The 18,245-nt window shown below is 33.0% G+C and carries 15 protein-coding genes; 5 read left to right on the top strand and 10 right to left on the bottom strand.

Going from position 1 to position 18,245, the window contains the following annotated elements; all coding sequences use genetic code 11:
- Positions 1 to 180: 180 nt before the first annotated feature.
- Positions 181 to 960, top strand: a complete 780-nt coding sequence (locus tag FVA69_RS03940; protein WP_164528446.1) for a hypothetical protein — start codon at positions 181 to 183, stop codon at positions 958 to 960.
- 47 nt (positions 961 to 1,007) lie between these two features.
- On the opposite strand, the gene FVA69_RS03945 is transcribed toward FVA69_RS03940, so the two are convergent.
- The 10 genes from FVA69_RS03945 to FVA69_RS03990 all read right to left on the bottom strand — a co-directional run bounded on the left by FVA69_RS03945 (position 1,008) and on the right by FVA69_RS03990 (position 11,975).
- Positions 1,008 to 2,207, bottom strand: a complete 1,200-nt coding sequence (locus FVA69_RS03945) for a tyrosine-type recombinase/integrase (RefSeq protein ID WP_164528447.1) — start codon at positions 2,205 to 2,207, stop codon at positions 1,008 to 1,010.
- A 474-nt stretch (positions 2,208 to 2,681) separates the two neighbouring features.
- Positions 2,682 to 2,963 (bottom strand): helix-turn-helix domain-containing protein, encoded by a 282-nt coding sequence (locus FVA69_RS03950; protein ID WP_004914468.1) that lies wholly within the window; start codon positions 2,961 to 2,963, stop codon positions 2,682 to 2,684.
- A gap of 557 nt (positions 2,964 to 3,520) precedes the next feature.
- Complete coding sequence (locus tag FVA69_RS03955; protein WP_164528448.1) at positions 3,521 to 4,015, bottom strand: FidL-like protein; 495 nt, start codon at positions 4,013 to 4,015, stop codon at positions 3,521 to 3,523.
- Entirely contained in the window at positions 4,008 to 4,733 is a 726-nt protein-coding gene (locus FVA69_RS03960; RefSeq protein WP_162598834.1) for a winged helix-turn-helix domain-containing protein, read from the bottom strand. The genes FVA69_RS03955 and FVA69_RS03960 overlap by 8 nt, the downstream gene beginning before the upstream one ends.
- 523 nt (positions 4,734 to 5,256) lie before the next feature.
- On the bottom strand, positions 5,257 to 5,886 hold the full coding sequence (locus FVA69_RS03965) for a fimbrial protein (RefSeq protein ID WP_371021399.1): 630 nt from the start codon (positions 5,884 to 5,886) through the stop codon (positions 5,257 to 5,259).
- Positions 5,887 to 6,028: 142 nt separating this feature from the next.
- Positions 6,029 to 7,645 (bottom strand): hypothetical protein, encoded by a 1,617-nt coding sequence (locus FVA69_RS03970; RefSeq protein WP_004914456.1) that lies wholly within the window; start codon positions 7,643 to 7,645, stop codon positions 6,029 to 6,031.
- 25 nt (positions 7,646 to 7,670) lie between these two features.
- Positions 7,671 to 10,166, bottom strand: coding sequence for a TcfC E-set like domain-containing protein (locus FVA69_RS03975; RefSeq protein WP_109911905.1), 2,496 nt, complete (start codon positions 10,164 to 10,166; stop codon positions 7,671 to 7,673).
- Between the two features lie 19 nt (positions 10,167 to 10,185).
- Positions 10,186 to 10,869, bottom strand: a complete 684-nt coding sequence (locus tag FVA69_RS03980) for a hypothetical protein (RefSeq protein WP_004914450.1) — start codon at positions 10,867 to 10,869, stop codon at positions 10,186 to 10,188.
- Between the two features lie 94 nt (positions 10,870 to 10,963).
- Positions 10,964 to 11,572: a common pilus major fimbrillin subunit EcpA gene (gene ecpA / locus FVA69_RS03985; protein ID WP_004914448.1), complete on the bottom strand. Its 609-nt coding sequence runs from the start codon at positions 11,570 to 11,572 to the stop codon at positions 10,964 to 10,966.
- Between the two features lie 97 nt (positions 11,573 to 11,669).
- On the bottom strand, positions 11,670 to 11,975 hold the full coding sequence (locus tag FVA69_RS03990; RefSeq protein WP_164528449.1) for a helix-turn-helix domain-containing protein: 306 nt from the start codon (positions 11,973 to 11,975) through the stop codon (positions 11,670 to 11,672).
- A 1,912-nt stretch (positions 11,976 to 13,887) separates the two neighbouring features.
- Between FVA69_RS03990 and FVA69_RS03995 the strand changes: the two genes are divergently transcribed.
- The 4 genes from FVA69_RS03995 to FVA69_RS04010 all read left to right on the top strand — a co-directional run bounded on the left by FVA69_RS03995 (position 13,888) and on the right by FVA69_RS04010 (position 18,242).
- Positions 13,888 to 14,208: a helix-turn-helix domain-containing protein gene (locus tag FVA69_RS03995; protein ID WP_109911906.1), complete on the top strand. Its 321-nt coding sequence runs from the start codon at positions 13,888 to 13,890 to the stop codon at positions 14,206 to 14,208.
- A 135-nt stretch (positions 14,209 to 14,343) separates the two neighbouring features.
- On the top strand, positions 14,344 to 14,949 hold the full coding sequence (gene ecpA / locus FVA69_RS04000; RefSeq protein ID WP_004914437.1) for a common pilus major fimbrillin subunit EcpA: 606 nt from the start codon (positions 14,344 to 14,346) through the stop codon (positions 14,947 to 14,949).
- Between the two features lie 91 nt (positions 14,950 to 15,040).
- On the top strand, positions 15,041 to 15,724 hold the full coding sequence (locus FVA69_RS04005) for a hypothetical protein (RefSeq protein ID WP_004914433.1): 684 nt from the start codon (positions 15,041 to 15,043) through the stop codon (positions 15,722 to 15,724).
- Positions 15,725 to 15,743: 19 nt separating this feature from the next.
- Complete coding sequence (locus tag FVA69_RS04010) at positions 15,744 to 18,242, top strand: TcfC E-set like domain-containing protein (protein ID WP_164528450.1); 2,499 nt, start codon at positions 15,744 to 15,746, stop codon at positions 18,240 to 18,242.
- Positions 18,243 to 18,245: the final 3 nt, after the last annotated feature.

Consider the following 18,245-nt stretch of genomic DNA (forward strand, 5'->3'; position numbering starts at 1 on the left):
ATAACGAAATATAATGAGCATGAACATGCAGGAGCTAGGAAGTTTTTTTTTTAAAATGAAATTGCATTTATTTTATTGAAAAATAAGTTTTTTTATTGGCTTTTTGCTCGGAAAAATGTTTTTTTAGGCAAGAGGTACTCCATTTTTAAAACAAGGCTAATGAATAGGGGAGTTACTGTTATGGGGTCATTCGATTATTTTCTTTTGAAGAAGTATTTAAGGGATTTTCGTCATGCTAGAAAGCGCTTATCTTCATTTCCTAACTTAGAGTATGAGGCTGGCGAGCTATACAGGGATGTATTGGCTCAAAAGGATCACGAGTTAACCCAAAATACCGTCACTGCAATTCTTAGTCAGTATACGGACAGTCGAGAAGATTTAACGCTTTTGTTGCAGAGGGCTTCTATTTTTGTGCTTGAAGAACAGTTGAGGTCGTGGCGTGAGCCACATGATATTTTCCAAGATAAAATTCTTTGGTCTTCTGTTTTTTATTGGTTAGGTCGTCATTGTTGGGGAAAACATAATGATATTTCATTAATTTTTTTAGAACGTGCTGTTATTTTAATTCATGAATGCATCGGCTCGATGGGTTATGTTAATCAGATGGTGAGAACTGTATCGGAAAGAGAGCAGCGCACGACCGCAGCAATAAAAGGCGGGAGCGTTAAATCTGATTTACACACTAAGATCCGCTCGGAAGCAATACGCATTTTAAATGAAAAGGTTCTCTTAGGCTTTTCATGGAAAAGTAAAAAAGAAGCTGCAGATGCGATTGCTGGTGAGCTATGGGGTTGTGTACAGCAAATTGATCCTAAAAATAGTATGAATTTTTCTGAAACTGAGTTCAGTTATTCTATTACACGTTGGAATCAGCCTGATATTAAAAGAGCCTTTAGTCACGCAGTAAAAAAAGAAAATAGCAAAAGAAGGAAAAAATCAAAAAAAACGAATAAAAAATAGTGTATTTATTTGATGTGCTGTAGGCACAACACCTACAGCATTTAGAGTTAATGTTGAGCCAACAAGTAATCAGCCCACGCTTGCATCATGGGTCTTCGTTGCTCTAATAAATCAGTGCGGTGGTACGCCGCTTCTACTTTATTTTTAACGGTATGTGCAAGTGCCCGTTCAGCTAAATCCCGCGAATAGCCATGTTCTGAACACCAATCCCGAAAGGTAGAGCGAAAACCATGTGCTGTTGCAACGCGACCATTGGTGTCACTGGGGGCTTTGGTTCGTCTAAGAAATGAGGTGACAACCATATCGGAGAGCACAATTTGTTTTCTAGGTGATGGAAAAACTAGTGTGTCATGTACGCCTTTTAGATTGTTCAATAGCGCTAAAGTTTGCTCAGATAATGGCACTCGGTGTTGCAACCCTGATTTCATACGTTCTGCGGGTATTGTCCATACCGCTCGTTTAAAATCAATTTCCTGCCATTGCATCGCTCTAGCCTCGCCAGAACGACAGGCTGTTAACATGATAAATAGCAGTATTGCTCGGGTAACATTGTAACGTTCGGGTTGGTATATATGTGTGCGAATATATAAAGGTAGCCTTTTCCAAGGCATCGCAGGTTGATGCTCGGTACGTACATGAGCGCTGATTTGTTGCGGTAATAAATGGTTAACGACATCAGTAGGGTTGGCTGCGCAATAGCCATGAGCCCATCCCCACTGCATAACTGCGTGGATACGTTGTTTTATGCGGGATGCTGTTTCTGAGCGAGTTAGCCAGATAGGGCGTAATGCATCTGCAATATTGGCTGGAGTTATGATATCCAACTTTAATAAACCTATGGTAGGAAATACATATTGTTCCAGTGTAGTGATCCATTGTTTACCGTGTTTTTTATTTTTCCAACCAGGTAGTAACTCTGCATGGAGTTTACGGGCAGCCACCTCAAAAGTAGGGATTGAAGGTTCATCGGAGATTGATTTTTTGAGCTCAAGAGGATCAATGCCTTTAATAATTTGTTCTCGCATTGTTGATGCGATATTTGTAACTTCGGAAATAGATATTTCGGGAAAACTACCTAATCCAGCATTTCTTCGTTTTTGTGTTACAGGACTCATATAACGAAGAACCCACTTACCTCTACCCTTTGTTGATGATGGATGAAGAGTAAGACCGGTAATACCACCATGAGACAATGGTTTATCCCCTGGTTGAATATGTTTTGCTTTAGAATGAGTTAATACCGCCATGATGAATCGATCCTCAAAGTTGGGTATGCCATTTGGTATGCCATTTATGTTAAGTTTTCAATGGAGTTAATTATATGTGTTTGGAAGTGATGTTTGAATAAATTATTGAAAATAAAGTATAATTTGGATTTTTTTGTACTGGATTGGAATTGTTTTAGGCAGACGTCCGTTCCGCCAAATTATAACGCCACGCTAATTTATTAGCGTGGCGTTTTCTTTTTGAATGACTGTATTCAACTGCACTGAGAGTTCCTTTCTATAGATATCATTTGCTGCTTCTAATAACTTCTTCGAGTTAAGTTTTGATATAATGAGATTTGTAAATAGTAAACTTGCGAGAATAATTCGCATTTTTTTCAATCATATTAACTACTTTAAAATTTTTCATGTTGTTATTGATATGTGATTTTGAGCACTTATCTTAAAATTAATTTCTTATTTAAAATAATTAATTTAAATTTTGTATTGCTTGTATTAATAGTAATTCGCATGAACTCTAACTAAGATAACAGATCTAAAGTAATCTAACCAATCTTTTCCTAATACTTTAAGATATGTATGAAGGCTATCAATAGAAATAGCAGATTGGCCATTCTCATATCTTGATATTTGTTGTTGGCTCAAATTTAATAGATTTCCTACCTCTGTACCCGTTAATGATCTTTCAATACGTGCAGATTTTAAGTATTTTGCGGTGGCCATAACAATATCTAGGTCGTTATTTATATTCAATTCTTTAGTATTGATATGTTTCATTTTATATTCTCTCTATTATAAATTTATTATCTAAAAGTTAGCTATTAATGATAGCACTATTTTAAATTTTTTGGCTTTCTCAATGAAGGGTAGATTATATTTTTTAGTTACTAATGTGAAATTGTTTTAATGAATCAAAAATAGTTTATTTAATAGGTCCTGACTATCAATATAGATATTAATAATGACTATAAGCTATTAAACTAAAGTATAGGTTTTTATAATTCAATAAAAACAATGCGTTATGTTAACTTGAAGGGGGGCTTAAAAGTAGAAATATAATAAATAATAAATAATAAATGAAAAAAATGCATTTATAGTCATATAAAAGTAATTATTTATATTTTTACATAAAATTACAGAAAGTATTTATAGATTAAGTTGAAATGGTGACTTATTAAGGGTTGAGTTAGTACTTATCGATAGGTAGCATACAAATTTAATTCTAGATAAAAGTATAATCAAACCTAATTAGTTGGAGATAAATAGAAATGATAATAAGAAGCAAAGATACAATACTTGCTATTATCTAAACTTTATAAGTGGAACGCTATATATTAAATTGTATTTAATTTGGCTTGTCTGCTACAGACAAAATAAGGGCCAAACGAACTTGAAAAAAGGTACCAATCAGGAGTTATCTCATCAATTTCTACATATGCAATTGAATTTAGGTTGAATGCTTTAAAATATTTTTCGAATATATCATCAGGGACATTATCATTTGTAGATTTTCTGTCATAACTTATGGTTAATTTTAAATCTTTTATATACTGTCTTGATGATTGATTGAAATGAACAACTCGATTGACAGTATATGTCTTATCAGTTGTAATTGTTCCTAATAATTTAATATACCCACTGTTATCATTGTTTTTTACTAATTTCATATTTAGTGCATATGATGATTTATTATTAGCCAATATGAAATTAGAGGAAACAGTTGCTTCGCAATATTGCGCTTTATTTTTTTCTAAATTCAAGTTAAACAACAAGAAAACGATGATTAATGAAAATGTTAGTATCAATGAGTATAGTGTTTTATTAGTCATTTTTTTCCTGCCAGTTTATTCTTGTTGAAATGCAATCTTTGTTTTTTTTGCATTTTACTAATAAGCTATGTTTGTTTTTTCCTAAGTTTTGTATGTTGTTGTAATAATAAAAGATATCAGAATCTTCACAGGTTAAGTTAAAATCAATTGCTTGTTTGCCTATTGTATCACTTATGTTTTTTTCATAGTTATCTTTGAATCCATAAACAGGGCAATCACCAATTGTGCTAATTTTGTATGATTGTATTGATGTATATGGGTATTTTACTGCGTAAATTTGATTTACAAGGTAAATAATCACCAAAAGTAAAAAAACACTAATTATCAATAATATTTTTTTAATAATATGATTTTTATTACTAAGTAATAGTGATTTGGCAGATTTTTTGCTTGAAATGGGAGGGTTAGCTAGGCTTTTCTCTATTTTGTTATTGAACTTAGCAATCGATTCTTCAATTTGAATTTCAGAAGAGATAACAAGGCCTTTTTTTGATATGCTTAGAATTGCATTTTCAACTAAAAGCTGTTGATGTAATACTTTTCTTAATGTACTAATGTATTGGTTAAGCGTGTTTATCGAAACTTTTAAGTCATATTTATTTAGTATTTTTTTTAGTATCTCTTCACGAGTGATAGTCGTTTTGTTATTTTGAATTAGTATTATAAAAATATAATTCAATACGGGGGTTAATTTCATTACACTGAGTTCTGTATCCACCCTAAATATTTCACCTAAGTCAGAGTTATATTTTATTATGTTATTCAGTATATATATCATACATGACTCTTATTTAGTTATTAAAATATGTGCTTAGTTTGGTTACTTTTAGCTAACATGATAGTCATTGATTTTAAAGTAATTATATCAGTGTAATATACTACTCTTTTTTTGAGAAGAAAATATGAAAATAAATTTTTGTTTATAATGATTGGTTATATATGTAATGATGAAAAATTTCAGTGTATCGTATTAATGAAACTGACATTTTTTGTTTTGATGTTTTATATTTGGGCAAAAAACAGTATTAATCACTATTTCAAGTCATAGATGCTTAAATTAATTTATTTTTAAATTGTCTGAAGCAATTTTATATAACTGAGTTTTATGAATTTGTAATGCTTTTAGGTAATTATAGATACAGAGTATCTATCGAATTATGATTAGATAATTAAATTTTTTTAAACAATAGCATAGTCAAATTTGTCATTTTATTTTATAACAAATTGATATTATTGGTTTTTTATTCACAGTTGCCAATTGGGTAATATTTATCAAAGATTACAATATATTTACGGCTCTTCTTTTTAAGACGCTCATCTTTAGATTCTTGGCCAGGTAATAAGTAAAATACATAAGGCTCGGAATCATCATTAGCATCACAGTTTTCATGTAAGAGCACTCTAAAATAGGTATTTCCCGTATTTTTTAGAATACGAGTACTGGGATTAAGCTCATATTTGAAATCTGGTTTTTTGGGTCTTACAACGAAATAGGTTTCTAGGCTAACCGTTGGGTAAAATAAAGGTCGCTTTTTTTGTTCATCATCATTACGCATATCAAGAGGCGTTTCGCTAATGATGATTTTATAATAGCGCTCAGTCTCATCGGTTTCTCCTCGATAAAAAATCTTAAAAAACTCTTGTTCTCCAGGTAATAAAATTTTCTTCAATGGAGTAAAAATAATCTCGCCATTATGGAGAGATGTTCCATGTTCTTGGTTACCTGGTTTATCAATTTTGTAAGCACTAAAATTATATAAATTAGTTTTATTTGTGTCATTGATGTATGGCTTAGAAAAAAACTCTTGTCCTGACTCCATCGAAGAAATATCTGCATTGATATATAAAGCAACAGCACTATTGCAAAGCATTGATAGCACAATCAAGAATAGGATTTTAAGTAAATAAAATGGTTTCATATTAAAAATCCAAGCCAAAGTTTAAGTATATATGAGGTTCAATAAAAGGGCCATTTGAGCTTTTACAAGTAGCCCTATAAGTCGTCATTAGATATTATTGAATATCGGGTCCAGTCCAAATTGCTTTGACAGTTATTGTGCCACTTGCAGAAACGGTTCCTAACCAATCAATGCCATCTAATGTAAAAAATGATTCAGAGTCATTCATTGGGAATGATAAATCTAAGTTAGTCCGATAAAAAGATCCTAAATCCTCATTAGGCCTATCCCATGGTGTTTCAGACCATAATGCATTTTTTAATGAAACTTCATTGCTATCACAACTTGCTCGGTGTGATTCTCTAGCGCCATTTTCATTTTTAAATGAAAGATAAGCGGAAAAAGGGACATTAAGTTTATTATCACTCGAGGTAAATAAACAGTATGATTGTCCTTTTAATGTTGTGTTTGGTCCTTCAACTTTTGCCGTAATAGAATCCGCTTGTCTTGGCCCGCTAGTTGTGACGATATAATTAAATTCTATTGGTGGTTCATCATTGCCGACTTTGCCCGTTTTCGATTGGTTTGGGTTAAAATCTGCAGGAATAATGCTGATTCCATAATCCCTCGGTTTAATTATTAAGAAATTTGAAGGCGTAAATTCATAAAATCCCGATTGAGGAAGTGGTGATTGAAAACCAAAAGTATACACGCTATCAGCGAGTGTGACGGTTGAATTAGGTGAAGCATCAACAATTGACTTTAAATACTCATTTGAGAGGAAAACCTCAATATTTTGTGAGCCATTATTAAAGATCTCTGACATGTTGGTTGTTGAGGACCAATTCGTCCAGCGTGTGCTGTTACTCCCTTTATACTGAATAAGTGCAGCCCGGGGGTCCCTAGCTAAGCCTAATTTTGCGCTATCAATATACATACGAACTGTAAATGTACCGCCGATAGATTGCCCTTGGGTTTCTAATTCAACTAACTTACAAATAATTCCAGATGTATTTCCAACAATTCCTGTTGAGCAAAAGTTAGAACCAAGTCCAATAGTTGGATTGCCATTGCTATCCACAAAAACTTCTTGTAAGGCTCCCGTTCCTTTTAGAATAATATTGCCTTTTTTATTGGTTGGAATGTAATGTTGTTGTGTTGTTGTTCTTCCGCCACTCGTCATACAGGTTGCGTTACTTAAATCATAATCATCGCGGCTTGTACAGGTTCTTAAATCAAAAGTATATTCTGTTCCTGGTGGTATTTCGGCTAACCAGCGATAAAAAGATTCAGAAAATATCGGTCTTGAATATCCAGACTCACCCGGTGTTCCTGTTTGTTGGATTTTATACGCACCATTATCTCGTAACTGCTGAGCTGACCAATAAGACGTCGCCGGGCAATTTCGGTTATTTGTCATACAACGATTCCCGATAAAAGGTTGGCTTACGGGAGAATTTTCTAACCAAATATCACCTGTATTATAAGTTGAGCTAAAAGGTGTTCCTGTATATCCCATATAACCTAAGCTGTATTGCCTATTGCGCTGGTATTTTGTGAATACATTTGAGCCCGAGAAGCGTGGGTCAACTCTATTAGCAACAATAAAGAATTCGTTATCAACTTGGTTTTCGACAATGACATACTCTTGTAATGGTGCTGTTGCAGAAAACGAATTCGGTATTAGAGCCGAAAATGAAATAAAAAGTGCTGTTATCGATAATAATCGCATATTAAATTAGCCTTTAAAGTGATAATTAACGTTTAGCAAATGCTTCTTGAGGTTCACATGTCACCTCACCGACCCACAATGCACCACGTGCACCTTGAAGGTTTAAATCTGCTTCACAAATTGTTTGCTGATCATCTTGTAATAGCGATATCACTGGATATCGGACGTCAACATCCATGGAAAATTCACCATTTTGATCTGTTTTTGTGCGACCAATATGATTTCGAATTGAGGCATATTTTATGTATTCACCATTTGGTGATTTCAGACGGCCAAATACCGTGACTAATTGCCTTACCTCTGGTTGATAAAGAGCAATGTTTCCTGGGTATAATGTGACGGATTTATTTCGCCCTGAGACAATATCAAAGCTGTCTTTTGATTTTCCGTCATTCATTAACTGAATGTCATAATCCGAATAAGGGGATAATGGAATAAAGGTATTTTTTCCGCTAATTGGGTAATTTTGCCCATTTACTTTTGCGACCATACTACCGCTACCTTTTATATCGGAATTAATAATAACGCCTGATTTGCCTTGCTGCCCACTTGGCATGATCATGCCGTCGCTATATGCCACTGAGCCACGAGATGTTAAGTTGCCATTAAGCCTGTTATTATCGGGGCGATTAATCGTCACTGTACCTGAATTATATTTAGTATCATAAGAAGCATAGCCTAATGTTGAAAAATTGGATTCACCATTATCTTTATCTCGGACTAATTTGGAGACAGAAACCCCTGCATTGGTAATCACCGAATTTTCAAAATTTTTATTCGCATAAATATTCGCTTTCACATTACCATTTGTTGAGGAAACACCTGTACTCAACCATGTTGATAAGGGTAAGGAAAAATCGAGGTTAATATATTTTTCGTTGGTACTATTTTGATTATCATAATGATAACGCTGTACACCTGCTCTTAGCCCCACGGTTCCATAACGGCCAGAGAATAATGTATTCGCATATTCATAGTTAATTGAATCACTGCCAATACGACGATCTTTAGTATTACTAATAGTCAGTGACCCAGTTCTATCAATTATTTTGTCAAAATTAATGGTTCCGCCATAAGAATAACTGTCAGCATCATAAAGTGGTAAATCACCAGTCACTACAGTTTTTTCTTTAGATGCCCATAAAGAACCGTAACCTTCCGGTATATTGACAGAAAGAGTCGCAATATTACGATAACTGCCATGGTTTTCTAGCATGCCTTGCCAGTTAACTGAGATATAGTTATTTAAAGCTGCATTGATACTCGTTTCTTGTACAACAAATTTATCAAACCCATAATTTGACATTTGAAAACGCACGCCAGACAACACAGGGAAGTTATAAGCGAAAGAGGCTCCGATTAAATGGCTTTTACCAGGAGTTTGGCTCGTTGAGCCTTCATTTCTTACATAATGGCGCTTATCAAAGTCAATATAACCACCATAAATTTCCCAATTGAGTTTATCAAAACCGCCTGTTATCGCTCCGAAGGATTTATTAATTGTTTGGTGCTGTGTTGTGACAATTTTGCCATCGATTACCGTCTCAATAGTGACGTCGTAAATGCCATAAGGCAGTATACTTGTATCAATTTCAAAATTACCCATGGGAAAATTTTGAATATTTAATAATTTACCTTGTCGATAAATACGTACTTCACCTGGGCTATTTAAAAAAGCATAAATCGGCGTGAGTGATTGCTGCTTATTTGTCACCATACTTGAGGAATTGTTTCCTATTGATGCCGCATAAATTTTACTGCTGCTAAGGGCAGTTAAGCTGGCAATAGATTGCAAATTCCATGTACTCATTAGCCCAAGTGCAAAACGGAATCCGTTGAAATCACGCTCATACATTGCACGATACAGTTCAACATTAGAATTAGATTTTCCAATGCTATATGCTGATGCATTTACATTAAAGTGATGTTCCGCAGCTGCGAATAATGTATCTAAATTGAAATAGCTACTGGATGTATCTTTTGAATCTTTAACACGGCTCTGAAATACCCCTAAATCATAGTTAGCTACTGCTGAAAATGAATTGACTGAAGAATTTCCTAGTACAGATTGCCGCGCATGTTCTTTTGGCGAAAAAGCAGCTTTATCAACATCTAATGATAAATTAAATGAAGAGATGTTTAATTGAAGGGTTGCATTATTATCAATAACAATGCCATTACTTTCATTAAAAATGGCATCCTTTTTTTCTTCAAGTTTATCGACTAGTAAATTATTTAGTTTCGCACCGTGCTCATTTTCAATGAGATGAATACTTGATAATTTAATATTATCATGGTCGATTACAATAACTGCATCTGCAATTTTGCTTTCGCTCTGATTGGTTACCGTATCATCATTTAGTCGTAAAAAAACAGGTACAGACATTCCTTCTTCCAATGCACTAACAAATGCAGGAGGAATAATATATCCACCGATCTTAACGCTTTTCATTTCATTGGCATTAATCGTATTCGAAAAAATAATACTTAATATTGATAAAGCAATAGCACTTTTACGCATAATTTAAGTCCATTCTTAATTATTTGACAACAATGAACTCTCCTTTGTGCCAAATACCTACGCTTGATTTTTTATTTGTGACATCGACAAATTGTAATTTGACAGCTAAATTTGGCATGAGGTAATAACGCTCGCGACAAATACCATCCGCTCCGTATTTTTGTTTTTCTGCTAAACAAGGGCCTGAAGCCACTACACGGAAGGTGCTGTTTCCAGTATTTGAAACTTGGGAATTAGAATATTTATAATTAAAGTTTTCAATTCTTGGTGCGACAACGAGAATTGTGCTAATTGTTGCCGATGTTGTTGCTGATGCCGATTTCGCACTTTGTGTAACACCACTCTCGCCAATAGGATCATCTTTCCAATTTAATCGATAGTAACGTTCTTTATTATCTTTTGGGCCTTGATAAATTATCTTAAATATATCTTTTGCATGCCCCGGAAGAATTAAGTTAGCGGGGGTTGATAATATTTCATTGGGATCAGTAACTGGAATTACTTTTCCAGTATCAAGTGGTGAATCTATTTTTTCTATCGTTAAATTTACCAATCTTGCCGTATCTACTGTATTTTCAATTTCTTTAGATAAGGTGTCTTCATCCGATGATATTATTTCAGTGATATTTCCCACATTGACAGCAAAACTGCTTTTTAATGGTAACCATGATAATAAAATTAATGCTAATGTTATCTTTTTCATAATCATAAATTTATAAAATGAATGACGATAAAGATATTATTTCCCTATAGTATCTTTATCGTAATATTTAGTTATCTAATAAGGGGATATTGAATTAAGGAGCTGGAGTAAACTCACCGTCCCAAGTTGCAGTAAACTGAACTTTCACATCACCATCCCATGTACCGTCAGTCAGTGCTTTAAAGTCAGTCGCTGCGCCATCAGCTTCAGCGCCAGCAATAACAAAGGTGAATTCGCCGCGATCTGCTGCACGCTCTGAGCCATTATAGATACCATCAGCCGCTAAATTATCTAAACCAGAAGTTAAACCGGTTGATGTATCAATTAATACTAAATCATTATTTTTAGTCAGATCTTCACCATTCCATTTAACACCAACAGTTAATTTAGAATCGTCGGTAGTTCTTGCTAATGTATTAGCAATAATTTTTGACGCTAATTTAAAGTCAGTTGCACCAGCTTGGCCTTGAATAGCGATATCAAATGCGCCATTTTGTTGGTTAAAGCTTTTTTGGCCTTCGGCATAATTAAAGGTTAAACTTCTTAATGGAGTCACAACTAACATACTTGTCGTGTCTTTAATTGCAGTTGCTTGCCATGTAGCTGTTGCTTGAGCGGTACGTGTATCTGCATTTGCAACGGTAGCAAAAGAAGCTGCAATAATTGTTGATAACAATACAGAAGCCATTTTTTTATTTAACATACTAATCTCTCTTTTTATATTGATAGAAAACAATAGTAAAAATAGTTATTTAATTTTTACATATTGATATGGTTTTATTGAATTTAAAATGAAAGGTTTAAATATCTTTCATGCTATTTAGTAATATTGCGATTGTTTTTTTACTTAAATTTATATTGTTTCTTTTATTTTCTTCAGAGAAACAATCAATATAGCAAATCATTTCAATCCATCTTTTGTCTAAAACAGTTAAGATTTCATTTAATTGATCTAGCGATAATGAACTGGTACCAGTTTCATAGCGAGATACCTGTTGTTGGCTAATATTAATTAATTCTGCCAACTGTTTTCCTGTCATGTTTTTTTCTTTGCGTGATTTTCGTAAATAATTTCCTACATGACTACTAATTATATTAGCTTTCATTTTTTCAGCCTCTAATATTAATAGATCTATTTATGTGATATTCGTTAGCTCACTCGCTTGCTTAATTGAGTGTTATAATAAATACATTAAAAAAAGAGTAAATGGCAGGGTTTCTATTAAAGATTTACTTTCAATAGGTTTTTTCTATTAAATCTGTTTTTTTTAGCATTATTCAATTAAAAAATATCTCTTCACCAGTTTAATTGGTTAAAAATACACATTCATAATGTTGAAAACAGGGTATTCAATAAAAAAATACACCAAATAAGTGTAAAATTATTATAATTTTTAACAAATGTATATTTAATTAAGAAGCATAAAGAATCCACATTGAAAGTTACAATTTATTACAATTAAAGAGAGGGAAGAATTGAGAATAAAGGTAGGAAACCAGTTATATTGGTAGAATTGTAATTTTAAATGTGTATTTAACTCTCTTATCTATTAATAACTCAGTTAACTAATTTAATGTGTATGATGTTAAAGTCCCACTTTGATAATTAGATATATGATATAATATCAATGTCTATTAGGTGAATAAATGTAAGATAAAACAAATAGTTGATTTGCTTTATCCACTATAGTATCAACTTTCTATATCATGAACCTATTGTGGTACATAGGGAGTAGGAGCTAATACTTCGTCCTACAGACCTGTTTATCTTCTATAATTTCATAAAGTACTTTACCAGTGATAGTTGAATCAGGGGGGGGTTATGTCCTCCATTGCCTTTCATTTTAATTTTGGTGATATCCAATGGATGCCTTATTGATGTATGTAGTGAGTTATCGAAATAGTCAGTGCTAAGACTTCTTCCTTACAATTAAACAGCTCAATGTATACCGATTTTGCAGTACCTAATACTATGCGCGTTTGTTCCAAACCCAATTCATCACCTAAAGCTACTCTAAATATTACTTATAAATTAGATATAACTATCTACATAGCAGCTAATCTAGATTTTAATCCTTTCTTTTACACTTAGCTTTCCACTAGAGATTATACTTTTGGGTATAGTAACAGAGCATAGGAATGTCTGTTAGTAAAAACGTTGGTTGTTAGAAGTCCATAAGCTATCTATACATGATGAGTAATATCGATAAGCTATCCTGGGATAGCTAGCCAGATTGTTTTTTGAACGATTTTCTTTTTCTTCTTGGTAAGTGTGAATTATAATTTATAAACGTTACTATTTTTCTTTGGTATAAATAGAGCAAAATAGATGGTTTTTTGTGCTTTATTTGAAGGGTTGAAATGATGTTTTTTTTATATCATTGATGAACTGTTTCAGTAGGGATAGTTATTATAGTCATTGTTTTTATTTTTTTAATTCTTTAAAAAAATAAAAATGAATGAGTATATTTTGATATGAATCAATAAAAATAGCATACTCGATCTTAACGCTAATCAATGAGTATTTTATAGAGCAAAATCCTTAATACTCATATTAAGTGTTATTTTAAATTACAAGTAATACATTGCATTCCAAATTGTAACAAAATGAAACTTAGCATTAATTGGCGTGTCACTGTAATCTATATTGTTTTATAAGTAATAATACTTGCAACATATTATAGCAATAACAGCAACAATATCATCACATTTAAAATTAATCTATTAATCACATAGTTACTTATCATTTTTCTACTCCAATTGCGTGTTTTATTCGGTTGTATATCTCAAAATATGGGTACAAAAAAACATTAAAAAGCTCAGGCCTATTGATTTTAATTCTATTGATAGGTTTAAACATTTTTACACGTTTTTTAATCAATTTATATTATTAAGCATAAATTAGTAGTTAATGAATTATCACTAGAATAATTTAGCCTATTAAATAAATATATTAATGATTATCATTTAATAAAAATTAAATTTGGTTTATACATCGGGAAAATTTTGGAAATGCTTATGGAAGTAAATAGGTTGAGTTATTATGCGGGAATATTTTTAAGAAAATCTCGAAAGGAAAAAAATTTAACGGGAAAGCAATTGGCAAAGCTAATGCATGTTAGCCAGCAACAAATATCTCGTTATGAAACAGGGAAAACATCATTAACAATAGACCAATTAAGTCATCTTTTACGCCTATTAGATAAGAATTGGGTTGAGCTTATTTTATTTGTTCAAAGCGAATGTGATATCGATATAAAATTGGAGAAAGAAAAAAGTAAAAAAAGTTATTTATTAAGCAATTACTTGATTGATAGTTTCATAAATAAAAAGCAGTAATATTATTTTAAATTGTTCTAGCTCTATTCTCATAGTGCTCAAGATTATGTTTTATAAAAAACACAGTTAAAAGTGTTTTTTATACTAAGTAATTTTTCATTTGTTGTATATTGAATTTAAATTAGAGAGAATAAAATGTTTAATAAGAAAATATCATCTGTATTATTATCTGGGGTTATTGCTGCTTCTTTTGCTACCGTTGCAAATGCAGATACACGTACCGCTCAAGCAACAGCAACATGGCAAGCGACTGCAATTAAAGACACGACAAGCATGTTAGTTGTGACTCCACTAAAAAGCTTAACTTTTAATTACGCCGAAGGCCAAAAAAGCTTTAATCAGCAAAATGGTGCATTTGATGTCGCTATTCAAGGACAATCCGGCGCAACTGACTTTAAATTAACATCTAAAATTATTGCTAATACATTAGCAAGAACTACCGACGATTCTACATTAGAAGTTGGCGTTAAATGGAATGGTACTGATTTAAACACTGCTACGGATACTACGTTAATCAGCGTTGCTGACGGTATTACTTCAGGTTTAGATAATTTAGCGGCTGATGGTGTTTATAATAGCTCAGACCGTGCAACAGATCGCGGTGAGTTCACCTTTGTTATTGCTAAAGCTAAAGCAGCAGGCGCAGTCGCTGAGTTTAAAGACTTAGATGATGGTGTTTGGGATGGTGATGTGAAAGTCCAGTTTACTGCAAACTGGGAAGGAACTTTTGTTACTCCATAAGTTTTTTATTAATTAAATAAAAAATCCTTTGTTACGATAAAGATAATATAAGGATATAGAGTCTTTATCGTTTTTTATTTTGAGTTCTATTATGAAAAAAACAACAATAGCAGTTATTCTATTATCAATTCTCCCACTAAAAAATACCTTGGCTGTTAATGTTGGTAATATCACAGAAATTATTTCATCTGATGAAAATTCACTTTCTAAGGAAATTGAAAACACAGTTGATGCGGCTAGATTAGTAAACTTAACGATAGAAAAAATAGATACACCATTAGAACATGGAAAGGTAATTTCAACTAACGATCCTAACGAAATATTGTCAACACCAGCGAATATTATTCTTCCGGGAAATGCACGTGATGTATTTAAAGTTATCTACAATGGCCCGAAAGACGATAAGGAACGTTATTATCGACTAAATTGGAAAGATGACCCAATTAGTGAAAGTGGGATTACGAAAAGTTCAAAATCAGCATCAGCAACAACATCTGCAACGATTAGTACAATACTTGTTGTTGCACCTAGAATAGAAAACTTTCAATACAAATATGAAAATCAGAAAGTTGCTAATTTAGGGAACAGTTCTTTTCGTGTTGTTGCTTCAGGACCTTGTTTACCTGATAAAATAAATCTTGGTTCCGATGGGATCTGTAAAGAACGTTATTACTTGATGCCAAATTTAGCTGTAAAACTTCAGTTGGTCGATATAAATAATAAAAAAACAAGTGTTGGTATTTGGCACAAAGGTAATTTTATTGTGGTCAAATAGCTAATATTGGATCTTAACTATGCATAAAAGTATTATTGCATTATCAATAATGAGCTTTATTTTTTCAAATGTTGTTTATGCTAAAGATAACAAGCGTATTAAAATTGGTGGGTATATTATTCCGCCAGCTTTTGTTATGGCACTGGAAGAGGGAATGTCAGTACCTGTTTTTTTACGATTAAATACCTCTAGAGAAAAAAATCAAAGTGAAGATAAAATTGCTGATGCCATCATTATTGTTGAACAAGGAAAAATTAAACTTGCGAATATTAATTTTATTGATAATAGCCAAGGACCAAAGTTAAGCTCATTATTGATAGATGAATTAGAAAACAGTAAGGATAACTTTTTCAATGAATCAAATAACATTAAGATTGATAAAGATGCATTACTTCAGTTAGATATTTCTTCATTTAATCTGTCACTCGATGTTGACCAAGATGCTTTTGTGCCTAAAGAAAAAGTTAGGCAATTTTCTCTAGGTGACTCATCGGTAAATGATTTTTCTGCAGTAGCTAATTATGATTTAGGTGTTTTTGGAAGTCAGGTAAAAAAAGGGAAAAATTCGTCGAGTAGCTATTTTAATTTAGATACTTTGTTGGCTATAGCCGAACACCACATTAACATTAATGCATCAGTTTACAGCATTGGTAAATCAAACTCTGATATTGAATTATATCGTGCTATGTATGAACGCGATTTTAATGGAATACGTTATGCGATTGGGTTAATGAGTACGTGGAATTTACAGTCTATTGCGAGCCTAACTACACTAAATAGCAGTAAAATTTATGCAGTTACACTAGGAAATAATGCATCTAGTGTCGTGGTGAACTCAAAATATTCGTTAACACCAATCTATGTATTTTTAAATAGCCCAGGTGAAATTCGTATTTACCGTGATGGAAAGTTATTAAATATTCAAAATTTTCCGATGGGTAGCTTTGAAGTCGACACGAGTATTCTTCCATTTGGTATCTATGATGTCACGATTGAGACCGTTGTAGATGGTAAAATTGTGACGACTCAACATCAAACAATTAATAAATCTTTTGGAACTAGCGGCGCTAATTTTGAAAAGTTAAATTGGGAAGTCTATGGGGGATATGTTGATTTTGATAAGAAACGTTATGTAAGAGGAAAATATTCTAAACGTGAGCCACTGAAGCAAAGTTATTTAGTCGGTGCGTCCGTGGCAAAAGGTTTTCCTGTTTTATCTGGATTAAATATTCAGATGTCTAATTATGGCTATGACAATTTTTTAATTAATGAAAGCAGTATTAACTTTTCTTTAAATCAGTATGTATCACTGTCTTGGCAGGGAATGATTGAAAACCATGGAAGCCATAGAAATATTGCTACGCTATCGACAAATATACCTGATGGCTATGGATCTGTTTGGGCTTCGAAAGAAAAGGCCGTAGTAAAAGGTGAATTACCCATTTATGACTCTGATAGTTATTCTTATGGCGCGACTTTAAATTTTGACAAGGTATTTGAGCGAGCGGGAACATTCACTATTAGTAGTACAAAAGATAAACGTATTGGTAGTGATTCAATTAACTATGAGTATTCAAATACATTGTTTTCAGGTCGTTACGGCACGATTGGGTTAAGAACAGGCGTTCAGCGTTATCACTATGATGACCAAAAAAGTATGAATGAAAAATTTATTAGCCTCGATTTTTCATTACCGTTATCAACATGGTTGAGTACAGGTCTTTCATCGAGCAATGGTAATGTGAAAGCCAATATTTATGCGAATAAGAGCTTTGATGATTCGGTTATTACAAGTGTCGGAGGTTCGGTGTCAAAGCTAGTTAAAGATAAAAATAACGGTGAGTCTAATATTTCAACAATGGGCTATGCCTCTTACGAGACTAAATATAACTCAGGTATGGTGACACTTAACCGGCCCGATAGTAATAGGCTTAATGGTAATTTGACCTCAAGAGGCTCAGTCGCTTATAGCAATGGAACTATTATGCCAAGTGGGCAGCAAGGGAAATCAGGCGTCATTATTAATTCGGATATTTATGGGGCTGGGAGTATGACAGCACGTGTTAATGGGCAAAATTACCCTATTAGTGGAGCAAATACCTTTATTCCATTATCCCCTTATTCGGATTATGACATTCAATTAATGAATGATGCGAAATCTAAAGACAGTTTTGACATTGTATCGGGGCGAAATAAGTCTGTCACATTATACCCTGGGAATATTGCTATTTATAAACCTGAAGTTAGGCAGCTCGTGACGGTATTTGGTCGTTTGAAATCGCCAACTGGCGAATTTATTAAATATGCGTCTATCCGTAACCATATTGGTCGCACAAAAACAGATCACAATGGTGAGTTTTCGATGGATGTCGATGTTCGCTACCCTGTTATTTCACTTCTACAAGAAGATGAGCAAACTATTTGCGAAGCTGATTTGAATCTAGAGGGAGCCAGAGGTGCGTTATGGCTAGGGGATGTTACCTGTGACCCGCAAAGAACAGTCGCATTAAGGCAATGAGAG

Source organism: Providencia sp. PROV004 (genome assembly GCF_011045615.1).
In the GTDB taxonomy this organism is placed as follows: Bacteria; Pseudomonadota; Gammaproteobacteria; order Enterobacterales; family Enterobacteriaceae; genus Providencia; species Providencia rettgeri.

What these genes read in the sequence shown, in the direction of transcription:
- FVA69_RS03940 (WP_164528446.1), top strand. Translation starts at nt 181, where the DNA reads ATGGGGTCATTCGATTATTTTCTTTTGAAGAAGTATTTAAGGGATTTT.
- FVA69_RS03945 (WP_164528447.1), bottom strand. Translation starts at nt 2,207, where the DNA reads ATGGCGGTATTAACTCATTCTAAAGCAAAACATATTCAACCAGGGGAT.
- FVA69_RS03950 (WP_004914468.1), bottom strand. Translation starts at nt 2,963, where the DNA reads ATGAAACATATCAATACTAAAGAATTGAATATAAATAACGACCTAGAT.
- FVA69_RS03955 (WP_164528448.1), bottom strand. Translation starts at nt 4,015, where the DNA reads ATGACTAATAAAACACTATACTCATTGATACTAACATTTTCATTAATC.
- FVA69_RS03965 (WP_371021399.1), bottom strand. Translation starts at nt 5,886, where the DNA reads ATGCTTTGCAATAGTGCTGTTGCTTTATATATCAATGCAGATATTTCT.
- FVA69_RS03970 (WP_004914456.1), bottom strand. Translation starts at nt 7,645, where the DNA reads ATGCGATTATTATCGATAACAGCACTTTTTATTTCATTTTCGGCTCTA.
- FVA69_RS03975 (WP_109911905.1), bottom strand. Translation starts at nt 10,166, where the DNA reads ATGCGTAAAAGTGCTATTGCTTTATCAATATTAAGTATTATTTTTTCG.
- FVA69_RS03980 (WP_004914450.1), bottom strand. Translation starts at nt 10,869, where the DNA reads ATGAAAAAGATAACATTAGCATTAATTTTATTATCATGGTTACCATTA.
- ecpA (WP_004914448.1), bottom strand. Translation starts at nt 11,572, where the DNA reads ATGTTAAATAAAAAAATGGCTTCTGTATTGTTATCAACAATTATTGCA.
- FVA69_RS03990 (WP_164528449.1), bottom strand. Translation starts at nt 11,975, where the DNA reads ATGAAAGCTAATATAATTAGTAGTCATGTAGGAAATTATTTACGAAAA.
- FVA69_RS03995 (WP_109911906.1), top strand. Translation starts at nt 13,888, where the DNA reads ATGGAAGTAAATAGGTTGAGTTATTATGCGGGAATATTTTTAAGAAAA.
- ecpA (WP_004914437.1), top strand. Translation starts at nt 14,344, where the DNA reads ATGTTTAATAAGAAAATATCATCTGTATTATTATCTGGGGTTATTGCT.
- FVA69_RS04005 (WP_004914433.1), top strand. Translation starts at nt 15,041, where the DNA reads ATGAAAAAAACAACAATAGCAGTTATTCTATTATCAATTCTCCCACTA.
- FVA69_RS04010 (WP_164528450.1), top strand. Translation starts at nt 15,744, where the DNA reads ATGCATAAAAGTATTATTGCATTATCAATAATGAGCTTTATTTTTTCA.